The following is a 10978-nucleotide window of genomic DNA, read 5'->3' as shown; positions in this document are numbered from 1 at the left end:
GTCAGGCAGGCGCTTTCGCGTTCTGGATGGTGCCAACGCGCAGGAATTGCCCTGACTTCACCGTCGTACCGTAGCCCTCGCAGAACTCGCCGTCGCGGAACACGACCTTGCCGTTGACGGCGGTCGCCACCACGGTGGCATCGTTGCGGTTGACCATGCGGCTCAGCCCGCCGTAGAACGGGACGCTCTCCTCGTGGTAGCCGTTCACCGAATCGTCGAGGTGCTCGGGATCGATAACGACGAAGTCGGCGCGCTCGCCCTCGCGAAGGGTGCCCGCGGCGAGGCCGAACCAGTCCGCCACCTCGGCGCTGAGCCGGTACACGGCCCGCTGCACCGACAGGAACGGACGGCCTGCCCGCTCGGCGTCACGGACCCGCTTGAGCAGGCGCAGCGGGAAGTTGTAGAACGCCATGTTGCGCAGGTGGGCACCGGCGTCGGAGAACCCCATGTGGACGGACGGGTCGGCGGCGAGCCGGTCGAGGTACCTGGGCCGGTGGTTCGCCACGATGGTCGTCCACCGCACGTTGCGCTCGCCGTTCTCGACGAGCACGTCGAGGAACGCGTCGAGCGGATGCAGCCCGCGCTCGTCGGCGATCTGACCGAAGCTCTTGCCGATCAGCGTCTCGTCCGGGCACTCGACGATGGTCGCATCGTGGAAGTCGCGGTGCCACAACGACGGTCCGAGCTTCTTCTTGTCGAACGAGCGGCGGAACCGGCGCCGGTACTCGGTGTCGGCCAGCAGCTCGTTGCGCTCGATCTGGTCACGCAGATGCAGTGCGGCGGTGCCGGCGCCGAACTCCTCGAACACTGGCAGGTCGATACCGTCGGAGTAGAGCTCGAACGGCACGGGCAGGTGCTGGAAACGCACGAACGAGTCGAGCAGCTTGTTGAGAAGCCTTACACCGGGCCCCAATACGTGCACCGCGCCCGTCGCGGACTTGGCGTCCGCCGATACCAGCAGGCTCACCCGGACTCCGGGACGACGGCCGAACCACCCGCTGCTGGTGAGGAAGAACATCAGCGCAGACATCGGTTTCACGGTGTTCGGCGCGCTCTGCAGAATGCGGCGATGCCTGCGCAGCACCGAGATCAGCTTGCGCCGCTCACGCCAGGTCGCGAAGGTCGACGGCAAGGCCCGTGAGCGGTAGCGATCGCCGTCGAGTTTGTCGATGGGTGCGTCCATGCCGGAGAGCCCGAGAAGCCCCGCGTCCAAAGCCTTCTCGAGCATCGTCGCCATCCGATCCAGCTCGGCTGGGGTCGGCTTGACACCCTCGGTCGTCGCGCGGTCCAGCCCGAGGACGCTGGTGCGTAGGTCGGAGTGTCCGAGCATCGAGCCGATGTTCGGTCCCAGCGGGAGTTCGTCGAGTACGCGCACGTACTCGGCGGGGCCGGACCATGTCTTCTTGGCTTCGAGGGCGCCGTACACGAACTTGCGGGGCACCGCCTCGACGCGGCTGAACAGGTCGGCGGCGTCGTCGGCGTCGGCGTAGACCGTCGACAACGAGCAGTTGCCGAGCAGCACCGTCGTGACGCCGTGGCGGACCGACTCACGCAGACCCGGATCGAGCAGCACCTCGGCGTCGTAGTGCGTGTGCACATCGATGAAGCCGGGAACGACCCACTTGCCCGTCGCGTCGATCACGTCGGGGCAGCCCGTCTCGTCGAGGGCTTCGGCCGACACGGTCGCCACGACGCCGTCGCGGATTCCCAGGGTGCGGACTTGCGGGGCGGCACCGGTCCCGTCGAACCAGAGGCCGTTGCGAACGATCACGTCGTAGGTCATGACGGGAAGGCTACAACAGAAAGTAAGTACTCACAATCTTTCTTTCCTGTGGAAGGACCCGCCGCGCGATGACACCGCGAGCGGCCACGCGCCGGTCACTAGACTCGGCCCGGTGGTGGCTCCGACAACGTGGATGGTGACCGGCGGAGCCGGCTACATCGGTTCCCACGTGGTCCGCGCGCTGCTGGACGCCGACCTCGGCGTGGTTGTCATCGACGATCTGTCGACGGGGCTGGAGCAGTTCGTCCCCGCATCGGTGCCGTTCGTGCGCGGCACCATCCTGCACGGGGACCTCGTGACGCGGGCCCTGCAGGACCACCGCGTCGACGGCGTCATTCACATCGCCGGGTTCAAGTACGCCGGAGTGTCGGTCCAGCGCCCCCTGCACACCTACGAGCAGAACGTCTCGGCAATGGTGACCTTGCTCAAGGCGATGGAGGCCACGGGCGTCGACAAGATGGTGTTCTCGTCCAGCGCGGCCACCTTCGGCACGCCGGACGTCGACATCGTCACCGAGGACACCCCGACACGACCGGAGTCGCCATACGGTGAGACCAAGCTGATTGGCGAATGGCTGCTGCGCGACGCCGGCCGCGCGTCCGGCCTGCGGCACACCAGCCTGCGCTACTTCAATGTGGTCGGCTCGGGTTCAGAGGAACTGTTCGACGCCAGTCCGCACAACCTGTTCCCGTTGGTGTTCAACGCGCTCTACCGGGGCGAGACGCCACATATCAACGGCGACGACTACCCGACACCGGACGGGACGTGCGTGCGCGACTACATCCACGTCGCCGACCTGGCGCTTGCGCATGTCGCCGCCGCGATGCGGCTCGCGGCCGATGAGCCGGTCGAGCCGGTGTACAACCTCGGCAGCGGGGACGGCACGTCGGTGCGCGAGATCATGACGGCGATCCGGGACGTGACCGGGATCGACTTCGAACCGACCATCAACCCCCGGCGGCCGGGAGACCCGGCCCGCATCGTCGCCTCGGGCGACCTGGCCAAGCGTGACCTGGACTGGCAGATGCGACATTCACTGCACGAGATGGTCGCCTCGGCGTGGGAGGCGCGCAGCCGGGCCGGCGACAACTATCCCGCGTGAAAAGCACCACAAGTCAAGTCAACTGGGTCGCCCGCACCGCTGCCGCACTGATCGCGGTGCAATTGGTCGTCCGCGCGGTGCTCGCCTTCGGCGGCTACTTCTACTGGGACGACCTGATTCTGATCGGTCGCGCGGGCACGCAGAACCTACTGTCGGCGGAGTATCTGTTCGACGACCACGACGGCCACGTGATGCCGGGCGCCTTTCTGGTCGCCGGCGCAATCACGCGGATTGCGCCACTGCAGTGGTTTCTCCCGGCGATCAGCCTGATCGTGTTGCAGCTGTTGGTGTCGCTGGCGCTACTGCGGGCGTTGCACGTGATCCTGGGCTGGCGGCCAGTGTTGCTCATTCCGTTGACCTTTGCGCTGTTCACCCCGCTGGCCGTACCCGGCTTCGCGTGGTGGGCCGCAGCGTTGAATTCGCTTCCTATGCTGGCGGCGCTGTCCTGGGTGTGCGGGGACGCTGTTCTGTTGGTGCGCACCGGAAATCAACGCTATGCCGTCACAGGACTGCTGGTCTACTTCGGCGGTCTGCTGTTCTTCGAGAAGGCGGCCGTCATCCCGTTCGTCGCATTCACGGTCGTCGCTCTGCTCGCCCATGTCACCGGCACCGGTTCACCGGCGACGGTGTGGCGCCGAGGGATTCGGTTGTGGGTCTCGGCGCTGGCCGTCACCGCGGTATGGATTGCCGTCTATCTGGCCGTCGTCGACCAGAAACGGTGGACCCTCGACTGGTCGATGACCTGGGATCTGTTGAGCCGCTCGGTGACGCATGGCATCGTGCCCGGACTCGTTGGCGGGCCGTGGGATTGGCAGCGCTGGGCGCCGGCGTCACCCTGGGGTACGCCACCGGTGACCGTGATGGTGCTCGGGTGGCTGGCCTTGGCGGCCGTGGTGGTGGTGACTGTTGCGCGAAAACAGCGTATCGGTCCGGTGTGGCTCGTCGCGGTCGGCTACGCGGTGGCGTGCCAGATACCGATCTACCTGATGCGCTCGTCGGAGTACACCGCGCTCGAGTTGGCGCAGACCCTGCGGTACCTGCCCGACCTCGTGATCGTGCTGGCGCTGCTGGCGGCCGTTGGCCTGTGCGCGCCCAACCGCGAGGGCTCGTCCTGGCTGGACGCATCACGCGCCAGGACAGCCGTAATCGTCGTCGCGACAACCGCGTTCGTGGCGAGCAGCCTCTACTCGACGATGACGTTCCTGACGAGTTGGCGGGACAACCCGGCCCAGGCGTACCTGCAGAATGCCGTGGCGGGACTGGCCGCCGCGTCGCTGAAGTCCAGCGCTCCGATGCTCGACCAGGAGGTCGACCCGATGGTGCTGCAGCGTGTGGTCGGACCCGAGAACCGGGCCAGTCACATGTTCGCCCTCCTGCGGCGCCGTCCCGAGTTCACCTCGGCCACAACGGACTTGCGCATGCTCGACAGCTCCGGACGGTTGGTCGACGCGAAGGTCACCTGGGTGCGCAGCATCGTCGAGGGGCCCGAGCCGCAATGCGGCTATCTCGTCCAACCCGACTTCCCCGTGCGGATGCCGTTGGACGGCCCGCTGCTGCCTGCCGATTGGACCGCGGAGATCAACTATCTGGCCAACAGCGACGGATCGCTGACGATGTCGCTGTCGGAGGGTGTCGAGGTGAAGGTGCCGGTGCGGCCGGGGCTCAATCGGGTGTTCGTCCGGCTCCCCGGTGCCGGCGACGCGATCGACGTACGGGCGAACACCGCGGCGTTGTCGGTGTGCATCTCGCCGGGCCCGGTCGGATTCGTCGCTCCCAGATAGGCCTGCGCATGTCACGCTGTTCCCATGACTGATGTGCGTGAGCAAGGCTTCGAGGTTTTTCGCGAACTGCTGCCCGGTGTCCTACCGGACGGCGATGTCGAGATCCCGGAGGGCTCATTCGGGAGCGAGATGCTGCCGTTGGTGATGGACAACGTCTTCGGCCGGTTGTGGACACGTGAGGGGCTGAGCCGTCGCGACCGCAGCCTCGTCACGCTCGGCATCCTCATCGCGTTGCGGGCGACCGACGAGTTGCAGATTCACGTCCAGATCGCTCGCAACAACGGGCTGACCGAGGACGAGATCGCCGAGGTGATCTACCACTCGACGGGCTACGCCGGGTTCCCCGCGGCCAACTCGGCCCTGCGGGTGGCGGGTGAGGTGTTCGGCGCGGCGTGACCGGCTGACGCTCTGAGAGCCACCTGGGGGAATCGAACCCCCGACCTATTCATTACGAGTGAATCGCTCTACCGACTGAGCTAAGGTGGCGTGCCCGTTTCGGGGCGGCACGAGTCTACGACAGGGCACACCGAGCGCCCAACTCAGTCACGCAGAGCACGGCCGACGGTGGCGACCATCGCGTCGACCGCGAACTTCGGCTTCACGTTCATGTCCAGCGCCTCGCGGCAGTCCAGCACCGCCTCGATGCAGCGCAACAGCTTTTCCGGTGATGCGTGCGCGGCCATCGCGGCGACCCGCTCACTCATGTCGGGATGGTTCGGGGCGATGGCGCCGGCGCCCGCGGACACCAGCAGTGCATCCCGGAAGTACGTGGCGAGGTCGATCAGCGCCCGGTCCAGCGCGTCGCGGGAGGCCCGGGTCTTGCGCGACTTCTGCCGCCGCTCAAGATCTTTGAGCGCCCCGGCCGCCCCGCGCATGGTGCCCGCGGTGCCCTTGCCGGTGCCACCGGCGCCGAGGGCGGTGCGCAACTCCTCCGTCTCGACCTCGTTGCGGTCTTCCGTCAGCGACACCGCCTCCGCCTCGGCGGTGGCGACCAGCTCCTCGGCGGCGGCGTAGGCGCGCGACGGGGTGGCCGCGTCACGCGCCAACGACAGCGCCCGCTGCCTGCGCTCACGCGCCTCATCGTCGACGGCCAGCCGCCGCGCCCGGCCCACATGGCCGCCGCTGACCGACGCCGCCCAGCGAGCCTCGGCGGGCGCCAGCCCGTCGGTGTCGATCAGCACCTGGGCGATGGCGTCGACCGGCGGCGTCACCAGCGCCACATGCCTACAGCGCGACCGCAGGGTGATTGCGATGTCCTCGGGGTCCACGGACGGCGCGCAGAGCAGGAACACCGTCGACGGCGGCGGCTCCTCGACGACCTTGAGCAGTGCATTCGCCGCGCCCTCGGTCAGCCGGTCGGCGTCCTCGATCACCACGACCTGCCAGCGCCCGGTGCTCGGTCGCCGCGACGCGATCTGCACGATGGTGCGCATCTCGTCGACCCCGATGGACAGGCCTTCGGGGACGATGCGCCGCACGTCGGCGTGGGTGCCCGCCATCGCCGTCGAGCAGGCGCGGCACTCGCCACAGCCCGGGACGCCATCGCTGGTGCACTGCAGGGCGGCGGCGAAGCACAGCGCGGCGATCGATCGGCCCGATCCGGGCGGCCCGGTGATCAGCCAGGCGTGGGTCATGGTGTGAGACGAATCACCACGGGCGGCCTGTGCAGCGGCCACCAATTCGGCTTCTACCGCCTGCTGGCCCACCAGACGCGAAAAAACACCGGTCATCGCAGATAACAGTAGTGCTGCGAAGCGACACGTCAGCCTCACAGGGCTCGTTTGCGCCTTTTCCAGTCCGTGCCGACCGATACGGTTGACCAGTGACCAGTTCGGCCATCCCCATCAGACGAATCGGTGCATTCGTCCGCTGGGTGGCGCGTACGCCGTGGCCGGTGTTCACCCTCGGGATGCTGCAGGCCGACATCATCGGCGCCCTGCTGGTCCTGAGCTTCCTGCGGTTCGGATTGCCACCCGAGGACCGCATCCAGCTGCAAGACCTGCCCGCGTTCAACCTGGCGGTCTTTCTGGGCTTCCTCTTCATCTCGTTCACGACGGCGTCGTATCTGAGCCTGCGGCTGCTGATCCCGGTGATCCGCTGGCAGCGCCGCGACACGCTGCTCACCGAGACCGACCCGGCCGTGACCGAGTTGGCCCGTGTCCGCGCGCTGAAGATGCCCTACTACCGCACCATGATCAACGTCGCGAACTGGCTGCTCGGGTCGGTCGTGTTCATCGTCGCCAGCTGGCCGGTGGCCAGTAAGTCGGCGCCGGTCGTGTTCGTCGCCAGCGGTCTGGGTGCCACGGCGACGGCGATCATCGGATATCTGCAGTCGGAGCGGGTGCTGCGACCCGTCGCCGTAGCCGCGCTACGTGGCGGGGTGCCCGAGAACTTCCGCGCCCCCGGGGTGATTCAGCGGCAGGTGATGACGTGGGTGCTGTCCACCGGCGTGCCGATCCTGGCGATCGTGCTGGCATTGGTGGCCAGCAAGTTCGAGGTGCTCACCGCGCCCGCGGACAAGCTGACCACCCCGATCCTGCTGCTGGCCATCGCCGCATTGGTCATCGGCCTGTTCGGCACGGTGCTGGTCGCGATGTCGATCGCCGACCCGCTACGCCAGCTGCGCTGGGCGCTGGGCGAGGTACAGCGCGGCAACTACAACGCCCACATGCAGATCTACGACGCCAGCGAGCTGGGCCTGCTGCAGGCCGGCTTCAACGACATGGTCCGCGACCTCGCCGAACGACAACGGCTGCGCGACCTGTTCGGCCGCTACGTCGGCGAGGACGTCGCCAGGCGGGCGCTGGAGCGCGGCACCGAACTCGGCGGCCAGGAACGCGACGTGGCCGTGTTGTTCGTCGACCTGGTCGGTTCCACGCAGCTGGCGGCCACCATCCCGGCCGGTGAGGTCGTCAACCTGCTCAACGACTTCTTCCGGGTGGTCGTCGACACCGTGAACCGCCACGGCGGCTTCGTCAACAAGTTCCAGGGTGATGCGGCGCTGGCGATCTTCGGGGCACCGATCGAGCACCCCGACGCGTGCGGGGCCGCGCTCGCCGCGTCGCGAGAGCTGCACGACGAACTGATCCAGGTGCTGGGCCAGACCGAATTCGGCATCGGCGTTTCGGCGGGCCGCGCGATCGCCGGGCACATCGGCGCGCAGGCCCGGTTCGAGTACACCGTCATCGGCGATCCGGTCAACGAAGCGGCACGGCTGACCGAGTTGGCCAAACTCGAGCCGGGGCATGTGCTCGCGTCGGCCATCGCGGTCAGCGGGGCGTTGGACGCTGAGGCGCTGTGCTGGGACGTCGGCGAGATCGTCGAACTGCGCGGGCGCGTCGCCCCCACCCAGCTGGCGCGGCCGGTGAACCTGGTGTCACCGGAAGACGTGGCGTCCGAACCCGAATCGGACTCCGAACCCGAATCCGTTGTGGAGGAGAAGGCTTAGAGTCCTTAGGCCTTCTTGGCGGCCCTCTTCTTCGCGGGTGCCTTCTTCGTCGCCTTCTTGCGCTTGACCGGGCCCCGCGCGCGGCGGTCGGCGAGCAATTCGGCGGCCCGCTCGTCGGTCAGGGACAGCACGTCGTCGCCCTTGCGCAGGCTGGCGTTGGTCTCGCCGTCGGTGACATACGGCCCGAAGCGGCCGTCCTTGATCACCATCGGCTTGCCGGTCGCGGGGTCGTTGCCCAGTTCGCGCAGCGGCGGCGCCGAAGCGCGTTGGCCGCCACGGCGTTTCGGTTCCGCGTAGATCTTCAGGGCCTCTTCGAGCGTGATGTCGAACATCTGCTCTTCGGTGGCCAGCGATCGAGAGTCGTTGCCGCGCTTGAGGTATGGGCCGTAGCGGCCATTCTGCGCGGTGATCTCCTCGCCGGTGGTCGGATCCACGCCGACAACACGAGGCAGCGACAGCAGCCGCAGCGCGTCTTCCAACGTGACGGTCTCGAGGTCCATCGAACGCAGCAGCGACCCCGTGCGCGGCTTGGGCCCGGTCGGCTTCTTGCCCTTCTTGGCGGTTGCGCCCGCGTCGTCGTCGGGTTCGTCCGGCGTCGGCAACACCTCGGTGACGTACGGCCCGTAGCGGCCGTCCTTCGCGACGATCTCGTGTCCGGTCTCGGGATCGATGCCCAGCGAACGGCCCTCTTGCGGTGTGCTGAAAAGCTTTTCGGCGAGCTCGAGCGTCAGCTCATCGGGGGTCAGCTCGTCCTTGAGGTTCGCGCGCTGCGGGGTCGGCTCGCCGTCCTCGCCGGTGATCATGCGCTCCAGGTACGCCCCGTTCTTACCGACCCGCACGTAGATGGGGCGACCCTCGGCATCGTCGAACAGCTTGATGGAGTTGACTTCTCGAGCGTCGATACCTTCGAGGTTCACGCCGACGAGCTTCTTCAGGCCGCCCGAGCGTGCGATCGAGTCGGCCACACCGTGCTCGCCGCCGAAGTAGAAGTTGGTCAGCCAGTTGGTGCGCTGTTCGTGGCCCGCGGCGATCTCGTCGAGCTCATCCTCCATCGCCGCGGTGAAGCCGTAGTCGACCAGCCGGCTGAAGTGCTGTTCGAGCAGACCGGTGACGGCGAACGCGACCCACGACGGCACCAGGGCGCTGCCCTTCTTGTGCACGTAGCCGCGGTCCTGGATCGTCTTGATGATCGACGAGTACGTCGACGGCCGTCCGATACCGAGGTCCTCCAGCGCCTTGATCAGCGACGCTTCGGTGTAGCGGGCAGGCGGCGATGTGGTGTGACCGTCAGCCGTGAGCTCCTTGGCGTCCACCCGCTGGCCCTGCTTGAGCTGAGGCAGCCGGCTCTCGGCGTCGTCGGCCTCGCCGCCCGCCTGGTCGTCGATGCTCTCGACATACGCCTTGAGGAAGCCGGCGAACGTGATGGTGCGCCCGCTGGCGTTGAACACCACCTGTCTGCCGTCGCTCGACTGCCCGGAGATCCGCAGGCTCAGCGTGGTACCCCGGGCGTCGGCCATCTGCGAGGCGACCGTGCGCTGCCAGATCAGCTCGTAGAGCCGGAACTCGTCGGTGTCGAGCTGGCTGTGCAGCTGACCCGGCGTCTGGAAGACGTCGCCCGCGGGCCGGATGGCCTCGTGCGCCTCCTGGGCGTTCTTGACCTTGCGGGTGTACTGCCGCGGCTGCGGATGCAGGTACTCCTCGCCGTAGAGCTGGCGAGCCTGATTGCGTGCCGCGTTGATTGCCGACTGCGACAGCGTCGTCGAGTCGGTACGCATATAGGTGATGTAGCCGTTCTCATAGAGCCGCTGCGCGATGCTCATCGTGCGCTCCGAGGAGAACCTCAGCTTCCGGCCGGCCTCCTGCTGCAGCGTCGACGTCATGAACGGCGCGTACGGCTTACGGGTGTAGGGCTTCTGCTCGACGGACGACACCTCGAGCTGCGCGCCGCGCAGCCCGGCGGCCAGCGCACCGGCGGCGGACTCGTCGAGCACCACCACCTCGTCGGGCTTCTTGAGCGCGCCCAGCGAGTCGAAGTCGCGTCCGGCGGCCACTCGCAGTCCGTCGACAGAGCTCAGCTTCGCGGTGAACGTCGGTGGCGACGCCTGCGGGTCGGACACGCTGGCGTCGAGTTGCGCGGTCACGTCCCAGTAGCCCGCGCTGCGGAACGCCATGCGCTCCCGCTCGCGCGACACGATGATGCGGGTCGCCACGGACTGCACCCGGCCCGCCGACAGCTTCGGCGCGACCTTCTTCCACAGCACCGGGCTGACCTCGTAGCCGTAGAGGCGGTCCAGGATGCGTCGGGTCTCCTGCGCATCGACGAGGTCGTTGTCCAGATCGCGCGGGTCTTCTGCGGCGGCCCGGATGGCCGGCTCGGTGATCTCGTGGAACACCATCCGCTTGACCGGGATGCGAGGCTTCAGCGTCTCCAGGAGATGCCACGCGATGGCCTCGCCCTCGCGGTCGCCGTCGGTGGCCAGATAGAGCTCGTCGACGTCCTTGAGCAGGTCCTTGAGCTCCGCGACGGTGCTCTTCTTCTCCGGGCTGATGATGTACAGGGGCTCGAAGTTGTCCTCGACGTTCACCCCGAGGCGCGCCCAGGGCTCCGACTTGTACTTCGCGGGCACGTCGGCAGCGTTGCGTGGCAGGTCGCGGATGTGCCCGCGGGAGGACTCGACGATGTAGTTGGAACCCAGATACCCGGCAATTTTGCGCGCCTTGGTAGGCGACTCGACTATGACGAGTCGCCGCACCGAGCCGTTGGCTCTTCGCGATGACGGCTCGTCGCCGCCGTTGCGGCCGCTACTGCGGTCCTCGTCTCCCACCAGTGCCTACGCTCCACTTCTTCTGCTGCCAACAACGCC

The 10978-nt window shown here is 67.7% G+C and carries 7 protein-coding genes and 1 tRNA gene; 4 read left to right on the top strand and 4 right to left on the bottom strand.

Annotation, left to right across the window (positions count from 1 at the left end; translation table 11 throughout):
• Position 1: 1 nt before the first annotated feature.
• The gene (locus G6N43_RS05425) at positions 2-1783 is read right to left on the bottom strand and encodes an N-acyl-D-amino-acid deacylase family protein (RefSeq protein WP_083155206.1); all 1782 of its coding nucleotides are present in this window, start codon (positions 1781-1783) and stop codon (positions 2-4) included.
• Positions 1784-1916: 133 nt separating this feature from the next.
• Here G6N43_RS05425 and galE point away from each other — a divergent pair, with 133 nt between their 5' ends.
• From galE to G6N43_RS05410, 3 genes are read left to right on the top strand one after another with little or no spacing between them, the layout of a single operon-like run.
• The gene (gene galE / locus G6N43_RS05420) at positions 1917-2885 is read left to right on the top strand and encodes a UDP-glucose 4-epimerase GalE (protein WP_083155210.1); all 969 of its coding nucleotides are present in this window, start codon (positions 1917-1919) and stop codon (positions 2883-2885) included.
• Positions 2882-4666, top strand: a complete 1785-nt coding sequence (locus G6N43_RS05415; protein ID WP_083155213.1) for a hypothetical protein — start codon at positions 2882-2884, stop codon at positions 4664-4666. Before galE ends, G6N43_RS05415 begins: the two co-directional genes overlap by 4 nt.
• Before the next feature lie 24 nt (positions 4667-4690).
• Positions 4691-5062: a carboxymuconolactone decarboxylase family protein gene (locus G6N43_RS05410; protein ID WP_083155216.1), complete on the top strand. Its 372-nt coding sequence runs from the start codon at positions 4691-4693 to the stop codon at positions 5060-5062.
• 17 nt (positions 5063-5079) lie between these two features.
• Here G6N43_RS05410 and G6N43_RS05405 read toward each other — a convergent pair.
• Positions 5080-5152: transfer RNA gene (locus G6N43_RS05405), tRNA-Thr, on the bottom strand.
• Positions 5153-5205: 53 nt separating this feature from the next.
• Positions 5206-6396, bottom strand: coding sequence for a DNA polymerase III subunit delta' (locus tag G6N43_RS05400; protein ID WP_083155219.1), 1191 nt, complete (start codon positions 6394-6396; stop codon positions 5206-5208).
• Positions 6397-6488: 92 nt separating this feature from the next.
• Here G6N43_RS05400 and G6N43_RS05395 point away from each other — a divergent pair, with 92 nt between their 5' ends.
• On the top strand, positions 6489-8114 hold the full coding sequence (locus tag G6N43_RS05395) for an adenylate/guanylate cyclase domain-containing protein (RefSeq protein ID WP_083155224.1): 1626 nt from the start codon (positions 6489-6491) through the stop codon (positions 8112-8114).
• A gap of 5 nt (positions 8115-8119) precedes the next feature.
• Here the strand turns inward: G6N43_RS05395 and topA are convergent, their stop codons facing one another.
• The gene (gene topA, locus G6N43_RS05390; RefSeq protein ID WP_083155228.1) at positions 8120-10939 is read right to left on the bottom strand and encodes a type I DNA topoisomerase; all 2820 of its coding nucleotides are present in this window, start codon (positions 10937-10939) and stop codon (positions 8120-8122) included.
• Positions 10940-10978 lie beyond the last annotated feature (39 nt).

This window comes from Mycolicibacterium moriokaense, from assembly GCF_010726085.1.
Classification (GTDB): Bacteria; Actinomycetota; Actinomycetes; order Mycobacteriales; family Mycobacteriaceae; genus Mycobacterium; species Mycobacterium moriokaense.
The sequence above is the reverse complement of the archived record's forward strand: the minus strand, read 5'-3'. Positions and strand labels throughout refer to the sequence as shown.

Excerpts from the sequence above, each read along its gene's own strand:
- G6N43_RS05425 (WP_083155206.1), bottom strand. The coding sequence starts at position 1,783 with ATGACCTACGACGTGATCGTTCGCAACGGCCTCTGGTTCGACGGGACC.
- galE (WP_083155210.1), top strand. The coding sequence starts at position 1,917 with ATGGTGACCGGCGGAGCCGGCTACATCGGTTCCCACGTGGTCCGCGCG.
- G6N43_RS05410 (WP_083155216.1), top strand. The coding sequence starts at position 4,691 with ATGACTGATGTGCGTGAGCAAGGCTTCGAGGTTTTTCGCGAACTGCTG.
- G6N43_RS05400 (WP_083155219.1), bottom strand. The coding sequence starts at position 6,396 with ATGACCGGTGTTTTTTCGCGTCTGGTGGGCCAGCAGGCGGTAGAAGCC.